Source organism: Ureibacillus chungkukjangi, from assembly GCF_003217295.1.
Classification (GTDB): Bacteria; Bacillota; Bacilli; order Bacillales_A; family Planococcaceae; genus Ureibacillus; species Ureibacillus chungkukjangi.
Window position 1 is genome coordinate 20,697 of record NZ_QJTJ01000022.1, and the last position, 21,388, is coordinate 42,084.

The window sequence follows — 21,388 nt, forward strand, 5'->3', positions numbered from 1 at the left end:
GTCTACTCATATTATTTGAGTAGACTCCTTTTTATCGTTAGATAAGAGAGTACATAACTTTCATATTTTCATAAATGTATCTAATGCAAATCGTTAAGGCTTGGTGATACGGCGACTTTTCTAATTAACCTAAAAATTATTATAAAATTCCATAGAAGATGTCATTGATTTGTCAAGTCTGGAAACCTTGAAAAGCAGGTGAATTTACTATATAGTCATAAGAGAATATAAGCGAAATTGGGGGACTCAAAGATCATGACGAACATTTTTGCGGTCATTTTGGCTGCTGGTCAAGGAACTCGCATGAAGTCCAAATTATATAAGGTGCTCCATCCTGTATGTGGGAAGCCAATGGTAGAACATGTTGTCGAGAACATTCAAACACTGGATGTAAGCCGAATTGTAACTGTTGTTGGACATGGAGCTGAAAAAGTAAAAGATCAGCTTGGTGAAAAAAGCGAGTATGTAATTCAACAAGAACAACTTGGAACTGCACATGCAGTAATTCAAGCAGAAAGCATTTTAAGTTCTCTTGAGGGAACAACACTAGTAGTATGTGGTGATACACCATTGATTCAACCGGAAACAATGAAAGCGTTATATGAACACCACAATAATCAAAAAGCAAAAGCAACCATTCTAACAGCTGTAGCCGGCAATCCAACAGGATATGGTCGAGTGCTTCGTGACGAAAATGGTCAAGTATCACAAATCGTGGAGCAAAAAGATGCTACACCAGAACAGCAGTTAGTTACAGAAATTAACACGGGCACATATTGCTTTGATAACAAAGCATTATTTGAGGCGTTAAAACTAGTTAACAATGAAAACGCACAGGGTGAATACTATTTACCAGATGTGATTGAAATTTTACAAAAACAAGGTGAAATTGTTTCAGCTTATACATGTGCGAATTTCGATGAAACACTAGGAGTAAATGATCGTGTTGCCTTAGCGCAAGCTGAAGAATTAATGCGTGCTCGTATTAATGAAAAGCATATGAGAAATGGTGTAACAATTATTAACCCAATGTCTACTCACATTAGTGCCGATGCACAAATTGGTCGTGATACGGTTATTAAACCAGGAACGATTATTGAAGGCCATACGGTAATTGGTGAAGACTGTATTATAGGACCAAATTCTAACATTGTAAATAGTAGAGTCGGCGATCGTACTACGGTATCAAATTCTGTTGTAACTGATAGTTCTATAGGAGAAGATACAGCTGTTGGTCCATTCGCTCATTTACGTCCTGAGTCACAATTAGGAAATCATGTGAAAATCGGTAATTTCGTTGAAGTGAAGAAGAGTACTCTAGGTGATGATACAAAAGTTTCACACTTGAGCTATATTGGCGATGCCGAGGTAGGAAGTAATGTAAATGTTGGCTGTGGATCTATTACAGTGAATTATGATGGCAAAAATAAATTTAAAACAATTATTGAAGATGATGTTTTTGTAGGATGTAACTCAAATCTAGTAGCACCAGTTAAGTTAGGTGCCGGATCATTTATAGCAGCTGGTTCAACGATTACAAAAGAAGTTCCAGCAGATGCATTAGGAATTGCACGTTCAAGACAAGAGAATAAACTGGATTACGCGAAGAAGTTAAAATAATTTGTAAAACTATTAGGAGGCCATCATGCCGTATCAATATGCTGACACAAAATTAAAAATCTTTTCTTTAAATTCTAACTACCCATTAGCACAGGAAATTGCAGAACAAATGGGAGTAGAACTTGGTAAATCATCTGTAAAACATTTCAGTGATGGAGAAGTTCAAATTAGCATCGAAGAAAGTATCCGTGGTTGTGACGTATTTATCGTTCAATCTACCTCTGCTCCTGTTAATGAACATTTAATGGAATTATTAATCATGATTGATGCTGTTAAACGTGCTTCTGCTCGTACAATTAATGTTGTAATGCCGTACTACGGTTATGCACGTCAAGATCGTAAAGCAAAAGCTCGTGAGCCAATCACAGCGAAATTAGTTGCAAACTTATTAGAAACTGCTGGGGCAGACCGAGTAATTGTATTAGACTTACATGCTCCACAAATCCAAGGTTTCTTTGATATCTTAATCGACCATCTAGTAGCGGTTCCAATCTTATCTGACTACTTTAAAACGAAAAACTTCAATCCAGAAGATGTAGTAATTGTATCTCCTGACCATGGTGGGGTTACACGTGCTCGTAAAATGGCAGAACGCTTAAAAGCACCGATTGCCATTATCGATAAACGTCGTCCAAAACCAAATGTGGCTGAAGTTATGAATATCGTAGGGAATATCGAAGGTAAAATTTGTATCTTAATCGATGATATCATTGATACTGCAGGAACAATTACAATTGGTGCAAATGCATTGATTGAATCCGGTGCGAAGGAAGTTTATGCTTGCTGTTCACACCCAGTACTTTCAGGTCCAGCAATTGAGCGTATTGAAAACTCGGCTATTAAAGAACTAGTAGTAACAAACACAATCCAGCTTTCTGAAGAAAAAATATCACCTAAGGTTAAACAACTTTCAGTAGCAAACTTAATGGCAGAAGCAATTTCTCGTGTATACGAAAACAAATCAGTAAGTACATTATTCGATTAATTCGAGTATTGAAGACAGGGCGAACCTTGCTCTGTCTTTTTTTTGTTACATTTTATGGTGGGATTATAAAATAGTTTTTAAAAAGCTGAAGTGAATTTCGGATAGAAAGCTACACTGTTGAAAGGGAATATAGTAGATTAGATATATTAAAGTATAATATCCAATCAAAAAGTCCGTAAGAAATAGAAATAAGCATAGTGAAAATGCTTATACTACATTCGTCTTAAATGGTAGTGAATTTTATAGGAGTAAGAAAGGTAACAAAAATGAATATTATAAAGGATTTTTTGCTACAGCTAATGCTTATGATTGTACCCATATTTATTTACTTTACCTTTATCAGTGAAAAGGTTAAGGGATATAAAAAACAAAATATTATAATGACGGTTTTATGGGGAATATCGATCTTATTTTGCATGTCTTTCCCGGTGAGCTTAGGTGAAAATGCACGGTTGGATTTAAGAATTATTCCACTATTATTGATGAGCTTATATGGAGGAATCTGGTCTTCCTTATTCCTTTCAGCACTTATAATAGTTTATCGATTATATTTTGGAATTAGTATAGGGTTTTATAATACCGTTCTAGTTTTGTTATTATCCCTGCCGGTAATCTGGTTTTTTCAAAAATACTTTATAAGGTCTGAAAAACAAAAAAGGGTGAGAATTGCAGTTGGTCTTTCCCTTTTCTACTGTATTGTTGGGTTTATCGTTTTCAATATTCTAAGAGGTTTTACTCTAGAGAATGGTATAGTACAGATTATTCAACTTATAATGGGCGGGTTAGTTACTTGGTTCTTTATTGTGTTATATGAAACTATTTTTGAGATTAACCAGATTCGAAAAGAATTGCAAAACGCTGAGAAAGTAAGGGTTATAAGCGAGTTAACAAGTGTTTTTGCACATGAAATTAGAAATCCGATGCAGGTTACTCGAGGGTTTCTGGAGCTTCTTAACGAACCTGATTTGCCTAAGGAAAAAAAGGAATATATACAAATATCCATAGAAGAATTAGACCGAGCAAATGAAATTATTAGTGACTTTTTAGCATTTGGAAAACCAACCACCGATATAAATGAGAGAATCGAAGTAGGTAATCAGTTACAGCGTGTTGTGAAAATCATCCAAAGCTATGGTATGAATCATAACGTTGAGATTAAAACCGAAATCCCGGGAGAGAGTTGGATTTATGCTAATTCGCAAAGATTACACCAGTCTTTGATTAATATCTTAAAAAATGCAATAGAGTCTATGCCAAATGGTGGAATTGTGTTGATTACATATACTTCTACTAACAACGGATATATAAGGATTAGCATTAAAGATGAAGGTGTTGGTATGACAAAAGAACAAATAGATAGGCTAGGATATCCGTATTATTCGTTAAAGGAAACTGGGACAGGCTTAGGAATGATGGTAAGTTTCCAAATCATCCAATCTTTTAAGGGGAAGATAGAAGTGATTAGTGAAAAGGATAAGGGAACAGAATTTATCATACTATTACCCCAAATATACTAAAGTAGCTAATCCACAGGTTGTAGGAAGTAAAATAACTTGATTGTTTTTAAAATGCTTCAAGAAATCCATAGAATATGTTATCTCTAAGTCAAATTTATGTGCTAGAAAAGTTTAGGATTCCATAAATAAAGGAATACTGAAATTGGACATAACTTTGAGAGGAGTTTGTATATGGATATTATTTTAGAAGCGAAACCAAGAGAAACGGGAGCACATTCTACTTTAACAAAACTTCGTCATGAAGGACAGCTACCTGGAGTTATTTATGGCTATAAAGTGGCTAACAAACCAGTAACACTTGATTATAAAGAAATGGCGAAAGCTGTTCAAAAGTTTGGAAGCGCGGGTGTATTTAAAATTGATTTGGAAGGCAATCAAATCAATGCGGTTTTAACAGATATACAAAGATGTGCACTAAAAGGTACCGTTAAACATGTGGATTTACTATCTATTAATATGGCTGAGGAATTAGAGGTAGATGTACCAGTTATGGTAATTGGTGAGGCATCTGGGGTAAAAGAAGGCGGCGTACTAATGCAGCCTATTCGAGAACTGAAAATCAAGGTTAAACCGTCAAATATTCCAGAGTCAATTGAAGTGGATGCTTCCAATGTTGGAATGAATGAATCTATTTCAGTAGCTGAAATAAGAAGTACGGTTCCATTTGAAATCCTAAATGCAGATGAGGATACGCTTGTTTCTGTCACGCCACCAGTTGTCGTGAACGATGATACTGCTGGACAAGGTGATACGGAAAACCAAGATATCAAAGCAACAGAAGCTCCAGAATCAGAAAGCTAATTTTGCAAAATGTATGAGTCAACTGCTCATACATTTTTATTTTTTATAAGGGAATAGTAAATTAACAGCTCCCCCATAAAGGTGTAAGTAAAATCTTACGCCTTGCTGTTTTTTATTTTTATTTAACTAATATAGAGGGTTTTCCATTTTTATGAAGTAATAAGTACATAAGTAGTCTTGTTTTTTCTCTTTCAATAAAGCCTATGTTAAAATATTTACGATTAGTGGAAAAAAAGGATGAGTATTCATGAAATTAATAATTGGATTAGGAAATCCAGGGAAACAATATGAACATACACGCCACAATATAGGCTTTGAATGTATAGATGCATTAGCTAAAAAATGGGACGCCCCATTAAACCAAATGAAATTTAACGGAATGTATGCAACTGTTCACCGACCAGAAGGAAAAGTAATTTTGTTAAAACCTTTAACATATATGAATTTATCAGGTGAATCTGTTCGCCCGTTAATGGATTACTTTGATATCGATATTGAGGATATTATTGTGATCTATGACGATTTAGATTTAGATACAGGGAAACTACGTCTGCGTCAAAAGGGAAGTGCTGGTGGTCATAACGGAATCAAATCATTGATCCAGCATTTAGGCACTCAGGAGTTTAACCGAATTCGAGTAGGGATTAGCCGCCCTCCTGCGGGTATGAAGGTGGCAGATTACGTACTTGCAAAATTTACAAAAGAAGATGATTCAGCAATTGACCAAGCGATTGATAAAACAGTTTCAGCAGTGGAAGTATCTTTATCAAAAAAATTCTTAGACGTAATGTCCGAATTTAATGGTGCATAAATAGGCAAAATTAGGTCAATACTTTGAGTATTACAAAGCTATTGCTTTACATACTCGAGGGGGAGGCGATTATAATGCCTGTTAAGTATCGTTGCCGACATTGTGAGACGGAAATTGGGACATTACCATTTGATGCGGATGACACAATTCGAAAATTGCATTTGTTTGAGGTTGGAGAGGTTGACGATTATATTGAAAAGAATGATCGTGGTGATACAACCGTGCATTGTATCTGTGAGCATTGCGAAGATTCATTAAGACAATTTCCTGATTATTATGCACTCAAAAAGTGGCTTCAATAATATAATCATTGTATAGCCAACAATTACAATGCAATCTACGCACGTAAGTCATGGTGCGAGAGAGTGGGCGACTTACAAAAAAAGTCACCCACTTTTTCCAATTGCTTCTATTAAAAAATAAAAGATAAAAAATTCATATAAATCAAGACTATTTACATAAATAGAGATTATGGAAGGGGGTTTATGAATGAATGTTATTCATCAACTATTCTCTCAAGATAAACATATAAACACGTTCATCCAACAAATTGGTGAGAAGAATTATAATTCACAGCTTATTACAGGTTTAACAGGAAGTGCACGACCAGCATTTATTCAAACAATATTTGAGGATATTAAAAAGCCTCTTTATATTTTGTCACCGAATCTTCTACAGGCCCAAAAATTAGTAGATGATTTGTCCTCTCTAGTAGGAGAAGATGCAGTTCATTATTATCCTGCCGATGAATTTATAGCAGCTGATATGACAATTGCCTCACCTGAGCTAAAAGCGGCACGTATTGCTACATTAGATCATTTAGCAAAAAAAGAGCGGGCTATCTATGTGATTCCGATTGCTGGAATGCGCAAAATGATGACAGCACCGGAGCAATGGAAAGGTTATTTCCTGAAAGCGTCGGTAGGAAAAGATATTGATATTGAAGATTGGTTGCTTCACTTAGTGACAATGGGCTATACACGGAGTCAAATGGTGACAACACCTGGTGAGTTTGCGTTACGTGGGGGAATTCTCGATATTTACCCACCCTATGCAGAGTCACCTATTCGAATTGAGCTATTTGATACTGAAATCGATTCCATTCGTACATTTTCAGCTGATGACCAACGCTCCATCGAAAAATTAGATGCGATCGAAATATTACCGGCTGCAGAAATACTGTTAACAAAGGACCAACGCTTACAATTAGCAGAAAGACTTGAAGCGTCCCTTAGCAAAAGCCTAAAGAAATTAAAGAAGCAGGAAACCCAGGAAATTCTATATCAAAATATTAAGCATGATATAGAGCTATTAAGACAAGGAAGTATTCCAGACCATGTTACTAAATATGGTTCTCTTTTATATGAAGAATTGTCTTACCTAGGTGACTATTTTGATAAGGACGGTATCGTCTTATTCGATGAACTTGGTCGAATTCAAGAGGTAATGGATGCATGGGAGCGAGAAGAAGAGGACTGGTTTGTTTCGTTGATAGAAGAAGGGAAAATCGTCCATGATGTGAAATCCTCTTTCACATTTAAGGAAATCAATTCTATGATAGAGCAGCGAAAAATTTATTTTGCTCTATTTGCACGAACTTTTTCAGGCATTCAATTTAAAAAGACAACGAATATTTCTTGTAAACCAATGCAGCAATTCCATGGTCAAATATCTCTATTACAAAACGAAATTGAGCGATGGATGCAAGAGAATTTTACGGTTCTCTTTATTGCTGATGGTAAAGAAAGAGTTAAAAAACTCCAAAGTATGCTAGAGGAGTATGGAATCCATAGTTTAATAGGAACGCCAAATGATGCTGGTATCTATATTGTGGATGGGCAACTAGCTTCAGGCTTTGAACTACCCTTACAGCGAATAGCAGTTGTGACAGATGACGAATTATTTAAGCAACAGCCAAAAAGGAAAAATCGACGACCACAAAAAATGTCCAATGCTGAACGCATTAAAAGTTATACAGAGATTAACCCTGGGGATTATGTTGTACATATCCATCATGGGATAGGAAAATATATCGGTATTGAAACACTAGAGGTGAATGGTAATCATAAAGACTACCTGCATATTAAATACCGAGCGGATGATAAATTATTTGTTCCAGTTGAGCAAATTGATTTGATTCAAAAATATGTTGCCTCAGAAGGAAAAGAACCAAAGCTACATAAGCTTGGCGGGGCAGAATGGAAAAAGGCTAAGGCTAAGGTATCGTCAGCTATCAATGATATAGCAGATGATTTGATTAAGCTCTATGCAAAACGTGAGGCAGAGAAAGGATATGCCTTCTCTCCTGATACAGATGAACAACGTACCTTTGAGGATGCCTTCCCATATGAAGCAACAGAGGATCAGCTACGTTCTATAATAGAAGTAAAACATGATATGGAACGGGAACGTCCAATGGATCGCCTTGTATGTGGAGATGTTGGTTATGGGAAAACAGAAGTCGCTATCCGCGCTGCCTTTAAGGCAATTATGGATGGAAAGCAAGTTGCCTTTCTTGTGCCAACAACGATCTTAGCTCAACAGCATTTCGAAACAATTCAAGAGCGTTTTGAAGGCTTCCCCATAAATGTTGGCTTATTAAGTCGTTTCCGTACAAAGAAACAACAAGCAGAGACCATTAAAGGGTTAAAAGAAGGAACAGTTGATATTGTCATTGGGACACATCGAATTTTGTCCAAGGACCTGATTTTCCGTGATTTAGGCTTACTGATTGTTGATGAAGAGCAACGATTTGGCGTAACACATAAAGAAAAAATTAAACAATTGAAAACAAACGTAGATGTCTTAACTTTAACTGCTACACCAATTCCTCGTACGTTACATATGTCGATGGTTGGAGTAAGGGATTTATCAGTTATTGAAACACCGCCACAAAACCGTTTCCCGGTACAAACCTATGTAATGGAATACAACGGAGCGTTGGTGCGTGAAGCAATTGAAAGAGAAATGGCTCGTGGTGGACAAACTTTTTATCTCTATAATCGCGTAGAGGATATGACAAGAAAAGTGGAAGAAATTCAAATGCTTGTCCCTGATGCACGTGTCGGATATGCGCATGGGAAGATGACTGAATCTCAATTAGAATCAATTATTTTGAACTTTTTAGATGGGGAATATGATGTCCTTGTTACGACAACCATTATAGAAACCGGTGTTGATATTCCAAATGTAAACACATTGATTGTTCACGATGCTGATCGAATGGGCTTATCCCAGCTTTACCAGCTAAGAGGTCGTGTAGGTCGTTCAAACCGTATTGCATATGCGTATTTCATGTATCAAAGAGATAAAGTATTAACAGATGTGGCAGAGCAAAGACTGCAAACCATCAAAGAATTTACAGAGCTTGGTTCAGGATTTAAAATCGCTATGCGAGATTTATCGATTCGTGGTGCAGGTAATCTATTAGGAGCACAGCAGCATGGCTTTATTGACTCTGTTGGGTTTGACCTCTACTCACAAATGCTTGAGGAAGCCATTGAAGAGCGTCGTACAGGCGTCGTAAAAGAGGAAAAGCCAGACGTCGAAATTATTCTTCAGGCAGATGCCTATATTCCGGATGCTTATATACCAGATGGCTATCAAAAAATTCAAATGTATAAACGGATTAAATCCATGGAGCGTGTGGAGGACTTTGATGAAATTTGGGACGAATTAGTGGACCGATTTGGTGATGTACCAGTTGAAACAGAAAAACTACTACGGATTGCACGAATTAAAGTGTGGGCACTAGAAGCTGGTATCACGGCCATAAAAGAAAAGCAAAAGGTTATTTCCCTTTATTTATCAGAAGAAGGTACTGCTAAAGTGGATGGTAGTGTTGTTGTGACGGAGTCCATGAAATTTGAGAGAGCAGTTGGGTTCGTGATGGACGGAGCGAAGTTAACACTAACAATCGACGAAAAAAAATGTGGCAAGATCCCTCCTTTTGAGGTGTTAGAACAATTGGCTGAAATTGTAGCAAAAGCTAAAAAACAGTAGGTATTTTTCAATATATGATATTCCTATAATGTTAAAAATTTTTGTTGCCCGACTTTAGAATTTAAACCTCTTCATACACTTTCTGCATACATTGTCCAATTCTTAACCATACTATCTATGTAGATGAAAAATTGATTCTGAAAGAGAGGCAGCAAAGATGAAAGCAACAGGAATTGTCCGTCGTATCGACGATTTAGGTCGCGTTGTTATTCCAAAGGAAATTCGTAGAACGATGCGTATTCGTGAAGGAGATCCATTGGAGATTTACACAGACCGTGAAGGTGAAGTTATTCTAAAAAAATACTCACCAATAAATGACTTAGGTGAATTTGCAAAAGAGTATGTTGAATCTTTATATGAAACTGTCGGTACACCTGCTTTAATCAGTGACCGAGATGAAATGATTGCTATTGCCGGTTTGTCGAAGAAAGAATATACAAACCGACGATTATCAGTATTTGCCGAAGATTTCATGAAACAACGCTCTGTCATTTTGGAAAAAAACGAAACGACAATCGAGCTTGTACCAGGACAGTTTGAACAAGTGAAATCTTACTGTGTAGCTCCAATTGTTACAAATGGTGATGCAATTGGTGCAGTATATCTAGTTTCGAAGGTTCATGTCATTAGTGAAGTTGAATCAAAAGCAGCCGAAACAGCAGCAAACTTCCTAGCAAAACAAATGGAAAACTAAATCTAGACAAAAGCGTCTCTATTTTTATATGGGGACGTTTTTTAGTGGGTAGAAAAGTATAAGTTCTAAAGGAAATCCGCATAAGAAAAGACAGCAACTCGATCTATTCTGGTCGAGTTATGTTTTATAACTGTGCGTAAATCCGAGTACATATTCGGGTACAATAACCTTATCTGGCAGTCGAGCGCCTCTTTATTTCGTGATATACTATTGGCATTGTTATGGAGGATAGGATGAAAATGGCAGATAATTTTGGGATGAAAGAGTATATGAAAGGTGCACTCCTTTTAACGATGGCTGCTTTAGTTGTGAAAGTATTAAGCGCAGTATATCGAGTACCCTTTCAAAATTTAGTAGGAGACCAAGGCTTTTATATATACCAGCAAGTGTATCCGTTTATTTCATTGTTTGTCGTTTGGACGTCAGGTGGCTTTGCTGTCGCAATTTCTAAAATGTTGGCAGATGCCAAGATGACCACGAATCCAGAGGGAAGAGAAAATTTAATAACCCGTACAATTTTTCACTATTTAACGATCTTATCTGTTCTTTTCTTTTGCATATTATTTTTTGGAGCAGATTTTCTATCACATATAATGGGGGATGCTCAGCTTGCGCCCCTTTTGCAGACAGGCTCTTTTGTGACGTTGTTTATGCCACTATTAGCATTAATGAAGGGCAGCTTTCAGGCAAAGGGTGAAATGACGCCAGTCGCATATGCCCAAGTGATTGAACAGATTGTTCGAGTCGGGATTATTCTAATAGGTGCAATCTTTATTATGACAACCTCGAAGTCATTATATGCAGCGGGAAATGCGGCAGTTTTTGGAACAGTTATTGGAGAAATTGCGGGTATTATTTTACTTCTTTACTTCTCAAGAAAAATAAGATTAATACCTGGGAAACTCAAAACTAAGGAACGAAAATGGCCAATTATAAAAGAAGTTACGATTTTGAGCCTAAGTGTTAGTATGAGTAGCTTATTACTTCTCTGCTTTCAGCTAATTGATTCCTTTACAGTATTTTCGATTTTACGGGACAATGGAATTGCAGAAATAGATGCTATGAATATGAAAGGAATCTATGATAGAGGTCAACCTCTCGTACAATTAGGCGTTATTATAGCTTCTTCGCTTTCCCTTGCCATTGTTCCTTTAGTAGCCTATCAGTCAAAGAAAAAAGAGGGTCGTGGTGCAACTCCATTTATTCAATTGACCTATCGCGTTTCGTTGCTTTTAGGTGTTGCGGCATCGATTGGATTAGTCATCGTAATGCCCTATGTAAATGAAATGCTGTTTGAAACGAATAGTTTGTCATCAGTGTTAATGGTTTATGTGCTTCAAATTATTCCGTTATCTATCATATTAACTTTTACAGCCATACTTCAAGGGATGAATAAACTAAAATTACCAGCAATAATTCTATTTGGTGCTATCATTTTAAAATTGATTGGGAATCATTTATTTATTCCTAATTTAGATGTATTAGGGGCTGCGATTGCTAGTAATATTGGTCTGTATATCTGTGCGGGATTACTAATGATTTATTTAAAACGGGTGTTAAAGGTTAAATTAGCAAAAAGAGAGTTCTACATAAAACTAGGAATTGCCAGTGGAAGTATGATTTTTTCGGTATTTGTCATAGACACGATTCTACATATTGCACTCGGTTCATTTTCTGGACGAATTGCGGCCGTTATCATGGGCGGCTGTTTAATAGGAATAGGTGCTTTTGTATATTTAACAATCGTTGCAAAATCAAGACTATTAGCAGAGAAAGAATGGTTTTTAGTTCCTTTTGGACGTAAAATGGCTGCTTTTCAGCTATTACTAAATAAAAAGAAGTAGGTGGGCATATGCACAAATTAACAGTTATTGGCCTTGGAGCGGCGGAGTTAAGTCAGCTACAAATGGGCGTATATAAAAAATTGAAATCTGCGCAGAAAATTTATGTTCGGACAATGGATCACCCTGTTATTAATGAGCTGCAGGAGGAGGGGATTGTCTTTGAAAGCTTTGATGCTGTTTATGAAAAACATGGTACATTCCAGCCGGTTTACGAAGAAATTACAGCAAGGTTAGTAGAAGTTGCACAGATAGAGCCTGTAATGTATGCAGTTCCAGGACATCCATTAGTTGCAGAGCAAACGGTTCAGCTTTTAATAGAAGCAGAAAAAGAAGGCAAAATCGATTTGAAAATTGAGGGGGGGCAAAGCTTCTTAGATCCAATTTTTGGTGCCCTTAAAATAGATCCGATTGATGGCTTCCAATTGGTAGATGGTACGAGTTTTTCTATCCATGATATTAATATGCGTGGACATTTACTTATCGCTCAAGTATATGATGCTTTTAGTGCCTCTGAGGTAAAGCTTTCCTTAATGGAAAAGTATCGTGATGATTACCCAGTAACTATTGTAACTGCAGCAGGCTCCTCTTTAGAAAGCTTAACGACAGTTCCTTTATATGAGTTGGACCAATCAATGGCAATAAATAATTTAACAACAATCTATGTACCGCCAGTGGAAAATGACTTGGATGCATTACGTGACTGGACTACGTTTAGACGTATTATAGCAACTTTACGCGGTCCAAATGGTTGCCCATGGGATCAAAAGCAGACTCATGAAAGCTTAAAAAAATACTTGCTGGAAGAGGCGCATGAATTTTTGGCAGCCATTGATGCAGAAGATGATTTTGGTATGGTAGAGGAACTGGGGGATGTACTACTGCAAGTCTTCTTACATGCACAAATCGGTGAAGACAATGGTTACTTCAATCTAGAAGAAGTGTTAGCATCTGTTAGTGAGAAAATGATTCGTAGACATCCGCATGTCTTCGGTGATGTAGCAGTTGAAGACGCCGATGAAGTTATAGCAAATTGGGATGCAATTAAAAAGCAAGAAAAAGGGGAAACAGAAAATGCAGGCTCCCTTCTAAAAGGAGAATATCGTGCCACTTCTTCTCTTCAAACCTCCTTTAATTACCAAAAGAAGGCGGCTTCTGTAGGCTTTGACTGGCCGAACGAGGATGGAGCCTGGGAGAAGTTCCTAGAGGAATGGAATGAGTTTAAGGAAGAAGTAACAAAAGGGGACTCTTCTACTCGCCTGGATGAGTTTGGGGATGTGCTTTTCACTCTTGTTAATATTGCTCGTTTCTATAAAATCTCTCCCGATGAAGCGATGATTCATGCCAACGAAAAGTTTGCTCGCAGATTTAGCTTCGTAGAGCAGAAGGTGAAGGAAAGTGGCCAAAGCTTTAGTAGCTTTACATTGAACCAATTAGATGCATTTTGGAATGAAGCAAAAGTTTTAGAAAAAAAGGAGAACTAACTAATGCGAATCGATAAATTTCTAAAAGTCTCAAGATTGATCAAAAGACGTACATTAGCAAAGGAAGTAGCAGATCAAGGAAGGATTACGATTAATGGAAAAGTAGCGAAGGCTGGGTCTGCTGTAAAAGTAGGTGACGAGCTAGCTATTCGTTTTGGACAGAAGGTTGTAACAGCTCGCGTAGAAGATCTTCGAGAAAATGTACGTAAAGAAGACGCAATGAAAATGTTCACGATACTAAAAGAGGAAAAGCTTGATAAAATAGAACCTCAGTTTATTGATGATGAGGAATAGAGATTAGAACTTATAATTGAAAAGAATTTATGAGAATAAAAAATATTAAATTTCTAGAGCATGATAACGAAAAAGTTGTCATGCTTCTTTTAGTTTCTGCATAAAGTGAACAGAACAAACACAAACAAGTGAAGGAGGAACGATATGACGCTACATCAAGAAAGTAATCGTTACACTATGACATCTGGTGACCATCTTGTGACTGTGCGCAATCGAAAAAGAATGGACATGACTTCTGTAAAGGAAATTGAGCGTTTTGACCAAGAAGAATTTTATATTAGAACTGCTCAAGGCCATTTACTAATCCGTGGTGAGGAATTACGTATTGTTCATTTAGACGTCGATAAAGGGCTATTAACATTAGAAGGAAATGTGAAACTAGTACAATACGATGATGAAGATAGTGGGTTATCAAAAGGCTTCCTCCATAAATTATTTGGATGACCATAAATGAACAGGTTGTAAGTATATTGATCATGGCGCTTAGCGGTTTAATTATTGGGGCAATTATAGATTGTACAAGGTTTTCCCTGAGCGCTTTAAGTCAAAAATCAATCTTAAAAAGAATGGGATATGGAGTAGAGCTTATTGTTTGGGCACTTTTAGGTGCCCTAACATTTTATATTTTATTTACTATAAAAGGTGGAGAATGGCGTTTAGTTGACCCGTTAGCGCAAATTTTAGGGATATTCTTATATGAATCTGTGTTTCAGCGGTACTTCCGTTTTATTGGACGAGTCTTTGTTCTCCTTATAATTAAGCCTATTATCGCTATTATAAAATTAATTAAAAATATTATTTTCCATACTATTAGACTGGTTATACGTATTATTTTGATAATACTACTACCGTTCCGCAAAATATATAATAAATTCCTAAAAAAGCATATACAAAAATTTTATGCTAAAATTAGAAGGACTTTCTTTAAAAAACGTTGAAATAGAAGTATAATAGAATATACAGACTTTTGGAGGTGGCGGATATGTCAAAGCGTCAAAAACGACAATCTAATAACGTTCGAACGCTTGAAAATGACTACGTCCGATCAACTGATAACAAGACACAGTATTCCAAGAAACAAAAAGTGCGTATTCGAAGAAGATTGCTAGCTTTCGGTTTGCTAGCTTCGGTAATCCTAGTGTTGTTAATAAGTACGACTTTTTCACAAAATAAGCGACTTGCTGAAAAACAACAGCAAAAAGAAGTAGTTATGACAAAGCTAGATGAAGCAAAAGAACAACAAGATATGTTGAGCTTACAAATAGCAAAACTTGAAGACGATGATTATATTGCAAAATTAGCACGTAAAGAATATTTTTTATCAGACGATGGGGAAATAATTTTTACAATTCCAGGTGAAGAGGAAAAGACCGAAAAGTCTGATAAAAATTCCAATTAATACCATATAAAAGCGACGAATAATCGCTTCTTTTCAATACAAAAAGTGGTTTTCAGGTGATAGAAAAAGAGTTGTCTTGTTGACACTCTTTTTTTGTTGGCTATAATAAAGAATAAACGTGAATCAATTTTCATGTTACACTAAATTTGACTACTGGCTTATATAGCCGCTTAAATTTTAAGGAGGAGCATTTTTTTTATGTCAATTGAAGTAGGCAGCAAAGTACAAGGTAAAGTAACAGGAATCACAAATTTCGGAGCATTCGTTGAGCTGCCAGATGGCAAAACGGGCCTAGTTCACATTAGTGAAGTTGCAGACAACTATGTCAAAGACATCAACGAGCATCTTAAAGTTGGAGATGTTGTTGAAGTTAAAGTGATGAATGTTGAAGCGGACGGTAAAATCGGTTTATCAATCCGTAAAGCAAAGCCTCAACCAGAAAGACCTGAACGTCCACAGCGTCCTCGTCGCGATAACAATCGATCTAATGATAGAAACAATGATCGTCAACCAAAAGAAAACTTTGAGCAAAAAATGGCACGATTCCTAAAAGATAGTGACGAACGTCTTTCAACGTTAAAACGTGCAACTGAGTCAAAACGCGGTGGCCGTGGAGCAAGAAGAGGGTAGTTTGCTGTCTGTTTTAAGCGTAGAAAAAGTGTTATATAGATAAAAGACTGTGTTGTGAATCCAATTCACAAAACAGTCTTTTTTGTTGGGGGAAGAAACCATATGTTAGAACGGTGCTTTTTCGAGTGAAATTTAGAATTGAAATGTATGTATGCTCAATCTTGGCTTCAAATGCATTTCAACAAGAAAATGAACCACCATTAACTCATTTACCCCACTAACCATCTCTAAATGATTTGCCATCTATCTCCCTTTTTCGCTCAAAAGAATTCTGGCAACTCTAAAAATACCTATTCCACAAAGGGTTAGACAACAATCAGCATCACTAGCTGCCAAATTGTAGGGATTTTTAAAATGATACCTAAAACGACTAAAATCGAGCCAGTTGAACATAAAACTGCAAGAAAGCTAAAGCTATTTAACATTGAAAATTGCCTCCGAAATTTAAACTATTTAATATATAACTCCAGTTTATGCTTCAAAACCCTTGATATAAAGTACTCTCTCTAAAATTTCTTCAGATTTCCGACACGTATCTCTAATTGTTGTCTTATCAAACATTAAGTCGAACGATTTTAATCCTATCATTTCACTACTAGACAAATTTTACGCAATCTCTTTTATATAATAATCGCTAACACTATCTATCAAGGGAGATGTAAAAAATGGCAAATATTGAAATGATCAATGAAAAGACGTCGGGGCTATCTTTCTTTAAAAGCTTCTCTCTTAAGAAAAGTAGTTTCCTCATCCACATTTTCTTTTTATTGTTGGCGTTGTTTCTCTCAAGAGCAGTAATGTTTGAAGCGGCCGTTCCGTTTCTGTTACCTCTTTGGGCAATTGTCAAACAAAGATATGAAAATGAGAAGTGGGCTGTAGTAGTGGGGGGGCTAATAGGGGCTCTGACTTTAAGCCTAGGACAAGCATTTATATTAGGTCTACAGCTTGTATTATATGAACTCATTACCCGATTTAGGTTTTGGAAGCTACCAATGGGAATTTCGGTGAGTTTATCAATCTTTTTTGGGCAATTTATCTGGCAGGGGATTCAATACCTAGATATACCGCCATTAATCGTCCAGCTATATATATACTATGAAGTGATTCTTGCATTTTTAATGACGATTTTTGTGAATCTTTTTTTAGTTCAACCTCACCGATTTTGGGCTGCTGGTTGGAGCTATGAGCGGGTCGGAGCTGGACTTGTTATTTTAGCAATGGTATTAACGGGTGTACAATCTGTAGTAGTTTCGTATTTCGGGTTATACCCGTTTTTGCTGCATTTAGCAATTTGTATTGCAGCCATAACAGGAGGCGTACCAATCGCTGCAATGGTAGCTACTATTGTCGGTGCTTTAGTAGGAATAGCGAAATTATCTTTTACGGGAATGATCTCGGTATATGCAATGACAGGGGTTGTTGCAGGATTGTTTAGTAAGGTTGGACGTTTTGGGGTTGTAATCGGAAGTGTAGTTCCAAGTGCCTTCTTCTTCTTTTATGATGCAACCCTTCCGTTAGATACTGTGTATTTTGTGTCAATTGCTATTGCTGGAATCGTTTTCTTTGCATTACCAAAAAGTATGCTTAGCTTCCTTTACGATGCAATTCATCCAAAACGAGATGAAATCCTAATTCAGCGGCAACAATGGTTGACAGAACATACAACAGAGAAGCTTGAGTCCTTCCAAAATTTCGTATTATTTATGAAAGAGCTAGTTTTCGATCGCTTTACATCCTCAGAAAACGTAAACGAAGCAAGGACAGTGGAACCATGTGCGACCTGTCTAAGTTGTTTTCGATATGATAGCTGTTGGGGTGCAAAAAATACGATGGAGCCCATCATCGAGGATTGGTTTGTTGCAAGGGCAGGTGTCAAGGAATCTGAGCAAATCAGAGCCGAAAAACGCATTAAAGCCCATTGCGTAAAGTCAACAAGACTACTAGAAGAGTTAGATCACCAGCTCTATACTGACAAAATGAACGGGCAATTCTATCACGGAAAAAAAATGATAGCTCTTCAGCTGCGGGATTTAAGTAACCATTTAAATAAATTAATGGAGGATATGAGAGATGAAACTCTTTCTTTTAAAACAATAGAGGAAGAATTAGAACAGCAATTCAAAAGAGCACAAGTACAATGCTTTCAAATTGATGTTTTAAATAACACAATAGGTGAAAGAGTTGTGATTTGCTCCTTTGCACAAAAAAATCGGACTCATGAGGACCAATATGCGCTTTGTGAACGAATCGTTCTTCCGATTTTATATGATGTATTTGCTGAACCGTTTCAGGTGGAGAAGATTTCAGACCAAAAAAATCCATTTGCTCATGTGCAAATACGCTTTAGATCGGCAGTTCGTTATGAAATAGAGTATGATATATATAGTAGAGCCAAAAATTCAGCCTGGGTTTCAGGAGACACACATGCTATTTACCATATCCATCCCGGTCTTGTTGCGGTTATGCTATCCGATGGAATGGGGCAAAGTAGAGAGGCCCAGCGTGAAAGTCGCCGTTTAGTACGTTTAATGAGAGAATGCTTAAGCTACAATATGAATCCAGAAACAGCTATGCATACTTTACACTATGTTATGTCTCTAAACCGAGAAGTAGACATGTATGCAACTATAGATTTTGCTTTAGTTGATCTGCAAAAGGGTACTCTTTGGTCGTGGAAGGCTGGAAGTATGTCCACATATATATTACGTGGGGAGAAGCTATTGAAGGTAGATGGGGCTGCTGCTCCTGTAGGGTTTATGCCGGTGTTTTCTATTGAAACAGAAAAAGTAAATTTACTTGCAGATGATTTTGTTGTCATGGTGTCAGATGGCGTCTTTTCAAGTGAATTTGATTGGGAAGAACAAGAGAGCCACTTAGTAAAACTCTTAAAGGCACGTATTCAAAATGATTTGCCTATTGAAGTTATCTTATATGATGTAATGGAGCAATTTGGAGAGATTTACCCAGTAGATGATGATTGTACAGTTATTATGTTCACAGTTAATCACGTTGTACCTAAATGGGCTGTATTTAGTCCTGTGAGTAAATAAAAATTTATTAATGATTAGTAATTATTGATTTATCTGAGGTGAGAAGATGTGTCATTTGAATTGAAAGTGCAAAAGTATATTTCTGAACAACAACTAGTAGAAAAAGGCGACCGTCTTCTCATTGCTTGTTCTGGTGGAATAGATTCGATGGGTCTAATCCACTTTTTTAAGAAGTTCCAACATAATTTTGAAATTAGATTATTTGTTGCCCATGTGGACCATATGTTAAGAGGAACGACATCTCTAGAAGATCGAGAATTTGTCGAACAGTTTTGTCACCAACATAATATCCCTGTTTTTAGTACCTCTATTCCCATCCCTCAATTGCTTCGTGAAGAAGGAGGAAACTCGCAAGCCCTTTGTCGAAGAGAGCGCTACGCTTATTTTGAAGAATTGATGGAAAAAAACCACATTGACAAGCTGGTAACTGCACACCACGCAGATGATCAACTGGAATCTATTCTAATGGCTTTAACTAAGGCTGGGACCATTAGTGGCATGAAAGGCATATATGCAAAGAGAAAATTTTCTAATGGTTCAATTATTCGCCCCTTTTTAACGGTTACAAAAGATGAAATAAGGGAATATCTAGAAGGTGGAGGAGGTCAATACCGAGAAGATGCTAGTAATGAGAAGGATGATTACACACGGAATCGTTTTCGTCACCATATTGTCCCCTTACTAAAAAGCGAAAATAATAATATTTCCTCCCACGCAGTAAATTTTGCAGAAAATTTACAGCAGGATGATGACTTATTAAAAGCATTCGCTTTAGAACGTTTTCCTAACATTGTCATAAAAAATGGAAAACGGTCATATACACTTAAAATTCCCTTGTTTCAAAAAGAACCAGTTGCTTTACAAAGGAGAATCATTTTAATACTATTAAACTATCTTTACAATTGTTTCAATATTAACCAAAGTCATACACTTATTTCCTCGATTTTAAGTTTATGTGGAACTGTACATGGGAGTGCGAGTCTTCATTTACCAGAAAATTTCATTGCAAAACGAAATTATGAAGAAGTGAAGTTTGAATGTTTATCTGATTCAAAATCTAAGAACCTACCTACTCAACATATGTTGTTGGATGAGTGGATGCAACTGCATAATGGCATTCGATTATACATAGGAGAAGCCTCAAGTGTTGTACACGCATTGGGACAGGAAATAAGTAGATATTACTTCGATTCAGCATTGTTTACTGCTCCATTTACTATTCGGACTAGAATTAGTGGAGACCGTATTTCATTAAAAGGAATGGATGACCCTAAAAGGCTGTCCAGATTGTTTATTGATGAAAAAATTCCGGTAGAAGAACGAGATTTTTGGCCCATCCTTGTTGATGCCAAAAATCAAGTGATGGCTGCAATAGGCCTTCGGGTAAACAAAGCACTTTCCACGAATAAAAGGGATAGTGATGACAGGGTTCTAATAATTGCAAGGGAAAATAGTAACGATTCATTATTAAAATAAGTTATTATAAATGGTAATGATATGTTTTGTAGAGTTGGCGCATATTCTTTCTGCGTAGAGCTTTGAGATTTTATTTTTTCTACAAAGTATAGAAAAAACGATTATTTTTTTTTACAATTGAACACATTTTAAAAGGGTTTTAAATTAATTTAATGAGTATTTTAGGTGTTTGAAAATTCAAGGAGGAACCACCATGATTCAAAATGACATTGAAAAAATTCTATTAACAGAAGAACAAATTCAAGAAAGAATAGCTGGACTAGGAGCTCAACTAACAGAAGAGTACAAAGATCAGTTCCCACTAGCAATTGGAGTTTTAAAAGGTGCTGTCCCTTTTATGACAGATTTAATGAAGCGTTTTGAATCATACATTGAAATCGACTTTATGGATGTATCTAGCTATGGAAATGCGACAGTATCATCTGGGGAAGTAAAAATTTTAAAAGACTTAAATACAAGTGTTGAAGGTCGCGATGTCATCATTATCGAAGACATTATCGACAGTGGCTTAACATTAAGCTATTTAGTAGATTTGTTTAAGTATCGTAAAGCCAAAACCATTAAAATTGTCACACTTTTAGATAAGCCATCTGGCCGTAAAGTGGATCTAAAAGCAGATATCGTTGGTTTTGAAGTACCAGATGGATTTGTAGTTGGATATGGATTAGATTACGCAGAAAAATATCGTAACTTACCGTACATCGGCATCTTGAAGAAAGAGGTATATTCATTTTAAAATTTGAATTTTTGTACACTTTTCAACAAAAATTGTAAATTGTGAATT

The 21,388-nt window shown here is 36.5% G+C and carries 18 protein-coding genes; all 18 read left to right on the top strand.

The features are described from left to right. Positions 1 to 255: 255 nt before the first annotated feature. The 18 genes from glmU (at position 256) to hpt (ending at position 21,340) form a co-directional block, all read left to right on the top strand. Positions 256 to 1,620, top strand: a complete 1,365-nt coding sequence (glmU, locus tag BJ095_RS13945; protein ID WP_107936304.1) for a bifunctional UDP-N-acetylglucosamine diphosphorylase/glucosamine-1-phosphate N-acetyltransferase GlmU — start codon at positions 256 to 258, stop codon at positions 1,618 to 1,620. A 25-nt stretch (positions 1,621 to 1,645) separates the two neighbouring features. Continuing rightward, on the top strand, positions 1,646 to 2,605 hold the full coding sequence (locus BJ095_RS13950) for a ribose-phosphate diphosphokinase (RefSeq protein ID WP_107936306.1): 960 nt from the start codon (positions 1,646 to 1,648) through the stop codon (positions 2,603 to 2,605). 266 nt (positions 2,606 to 2,871) lie between these two features. After that, positions 2,872 to 4,122, top strand: a complete 1,251-nt coding sequence (locus BJ095_RS13955) for a sensor histidine kinase (RefSeq protein WP_193768066.1) — start codon at positions 2,872 to 2,874, stop codon at positions 4,120 to 4,122. A 171-nt stretch (positions 4,123 to 4,293) separates the two neighbouring features. Next, the gene (locus tag BJ095_RS13960; protein WP_107936310.1) at positions 4,294 to 4,923 is read left to right on the top strand and encodes a 50S ribosomal protein L25/general stress protein Ctc; all 630 of its coding nucleotides are present in this window, start codon (positions 4,294 to 4,296) and stop codon (positions 4,921 to 4,923) included. 247 nt (positions 4,924 to 5,170) lie between these two features. Next, entirely contained in the window at positions 5,171 to 5,734 is a 564-nt protein-coding gene (gene pth, locus BJ095_RS13965) for an aminoacyl-tRNA hydrolase (protein WP_107936312.1), read from the top strand. Between the two features lie 74 nt (positions 5,735 to 5,808). Next, positions 5,809 to 6,036, top strand: coding sequence for an anti-sigma-F factor Fin (locus BJ095_RS13970; RefSeq protein ID WP_107936314.1), 228 nt, complete (start codon positions 5,809 to 5,811; stop codon positions 6,034 to 6,036). Positions 6,037 to 6,223: 187 nt separating this feature from the next. Then, positions 6,224 to 9,736, top strand: coding sequence for a transcription-repair coupling factor (gene mfd, locus BJ095_RS13975; protein WP_107936316.1), 3,513 nt, complete (start codon positions 6,224 to 6,226; stop codon positions 9,734 to 9,736). Positions 9,737 to 9,893: 157 nt separating this feature from the next. Further along, positions 9,894 to 10,430 (top strand): stage V sporulation protein T, encoded by a 537-nt coding sequence (spoVT, locus tag BJ095_RS13980; RefSeq protein ID WP_107936318.1) that lies wholly within the window; start codon positions 9,894 to 9,896, stop codon positions 10,428 to 10,430. Positions 10,431 to 10,669: 239 nt separating this feature from the next. Continuing rightward, a complete protein-coding gene (locus BJ095_RS13985; RefSeq protein ID WP_107936361.1) occupies positions 10,670 to 12,274 on the top strand; it encodes a putative polysaccharide biosynthesis protein in 1,605 nt (534 codons plus the stop codon). Positions 12,275 to 12,282: 8 nt separating this feature from the next. Then, positions 12,283 to 13,755 (top strand): bifunctional methyltransferase/pyrophosphohydrolase YabN, encoded by a 1,473-nt coding sequence (gene yabN, locus BJ095_RS13990; RefSeq protein WP_107936320.1) that lies wholly within the window; start codon positions 12,283 to 12,285, stop codon positions 13,753 to 13,755. Positions 13,756 to 13,758: 3 nt separating this feature from the next. Further along, on the top strand, positions 13,759 to 14,049 hold the full coding sequence (locus BJ095_RS13995; RefSeq protein ID WP_107936322.1) for an RNA-binding S4 domain-containing protein: 291 nt from the start codon (positions 13,759 to 13,761) through the stop codon (positions 14,047 to 14,049). Positions 14,050 to 14,193: 144 nt separating this feature from the next. Beyond that, positions 14,194 to 14,493, top strand: coding sequence for a sporulation protein YabP (gene yabP, locus BJ095_RS14000; RefSeq protein WP_036197841.1), 300 nt, complete (start codon positions 14,194 to 14,196; stop codon positions 14,491 to 14,493). Beyond that, the gene (gene yabQ, locus BJ095_RS14005) at positions 14,490 to 14,987 is read left to right on the top strand and encodes a spore cortex biosynthesis protein YabQ (protein WP_107936325.1); all 498 of its coding nucleotides are present in this window, start codon (positions 14,490 to 14,492) and stop codon (positions 14,985 to 14,987) included. The genes yabP and yabQ overlap by 4 nt, the downstream gene beginning before the upstream one ends. Before the next feature lie 44 nt (positions 14,988 to 15,031). After that, a complete protein-coding gene (locus tag BJ095_RS14010; RefSeq protein WP_107936328.1) occupies positions 15,032 to 15,448 on the top strand; it encodes an FtsB family cell division protein in 417 nt (138 codons plus the stop codon). A gap of 198 nt (positions 15,449 to 15,646) precedes the next feature. Then, positions 15,647 to 16,078, top strand: a complete 432-nt coding sequence (locus tag BJ095_RS14015; protein WP_107936330.1) for a S1 domain-containing RNA-binding protein — start codon at positions 15,647 to 15,649, stop codon at positions 16,076 to 16,078. A gap of 665 nt (positions 16,079 to 16,743) precedes the next feature. Further along, a complete protein-coding gene (locus tag BJ095_RS14020; RefSeq protein ID WP_107936332.1) occupies positions 16,744 to 19,128 on the top strand; it encodes a SpoIIE family protein phosphatase in 2,385 nt (794 codons plus the stop codon). Positions 19,129 to 19,176: 48 nt separating this feature from the next. Next, entirely contained in the window at positions 19,177 to 20,604 is a 1,428-nt protein-coding gene (gene tilS, locus BJ095_RS14025) for a tRNA lysidine(34) synthetase TilS (RefSeq protein WP_107936334.1), read from the top strand. A 193-nt stretch (positions 20,605 to 20,797) separates the two neighbouring features. After that, complete coding sequence (hpt, locus tag BJ095_RS14030) at positions 20,798 to 21,340, top strand: hypoxanthine phosphoribosyltransferase (protein ID WP_107936336.1); 543 nt, start codon at positions 20,798 to 20,800, stop codon at positions 21,338 to 21,340. The last annotated feature ends 48 nt before the right edge of the window (positions 21,341 to 21,388 follow it).

Bases quoted from the DNA above. Each gene is read 5' to 3' on its own strand.
- glmU (WP_107936304.1), top strand. From the start codon at position 256: ATGACGAACATTTTTGCGGTCATTTTGGCTGCTGGTCAAGGAACTCGC.
- BJ095_RS13950 (WP_107936306.1), top strand. From the start codon at position 1,646: ATGCCGTATCAATATGCTGACACAAAATTAAAAATCTTTTCTTTAAAT.
- BJ095_RS13955 (WP_193768066.1), top strand. From the start codon at position 2,872: ATGAATATTATAAAGGATTTTTTGCTACAGCTAATGCTTATGATTGTA.
- BJ095_RS13960 (WP_107936310.1), top strand. From the start codon at position 4,294: ATGGATATTATTTTAGAAGCGAAACCAAGAGAAACGGGAGCACATTCT.
- pth (WP_107936312.1), top strand. From the start codon at position 5,171: ATGAAATTAATAATTGGATTAGGAAATCCAGGGAAACAATATGAACAT.
- BJ095_RS13970 (WP_107936314.1), top strand. From the start codon at position 5,809: ATGCCTGTTAAGTATCGTTGCCGACATTGTGAGACGGAAATTGGGACA.
- mfd (WP_107936316.1), top strand. From the start codon at position 6,224: ATGAATGTTATTCATCAACTATTCTCTCAAGATAAACATATAAACACG.
- spoVT (WP_107936318.1), top strand. From the start codon at position 9,894: ATGAAAGCAACAGGAATTGTCCGTCGTATCGACGATTTAGGTCGCGTT.
- BJ095_RS13985 (WP_107936361.1), top strand. From the start codon at position 10,670: ATGGCAGATAATTTTGGGATGAAAGAGTATATGAAAGGTGCACTCCTT.
- yabN (WP_107936320.1), top strand. From the start codon at position 12,283: ATGCACAAATTAACAGTTATTGGCCTTGGAGCGGCGGAGTTAAGTCAG.
- BJ095_RS13995 (WP_107936322.1), top strand. From the start codon at position 13,759: ATGCGAATCGATAAATTTCTAAAAGTCTCAAGATTGATCAAAAGACGT.
- yabP (WP_036197841.1), top strand. From the start codon at position 14,194: ATGACGCTACATCAAGAAAGTAATCGTTACACTATGACATCTGGTGAC.
- yabQ (WP_107936325.1), top strand. From the start codon at position 14,490: ATGACCATAAATGAACAGGTTGTAAGTATATTGATCATGGCGCTTAGC.
- BJ095_RS14010 (WP_107936328.1), top strand. From the start codon at position 15,032: ATGTCAAAGCGTCAAAAACGACAATCTAATAACGTTCGAACGCTTGAA.
- BJ095_RS14015 (WP_107936330.1), top strand. From the start codon at position 15,647: ATGTCAATTGAAGTAGGCAGCAAAGTACAAGGTAAAGTAACAGGAATC.
- BJ095_RS14020 (WP_107936332.1), top strand. From the start codon at position 16,744: ATGGCAAATATTGAAATGATCAATGAAAAGACGTCGGGGCTATCTTTC.
- hpt (WP_107936336.1), top strand. From the start codon at position 20,798: ATGATTCAAAATGACATTGAAAAAATTCTATTAACAGAAGAACAAATT.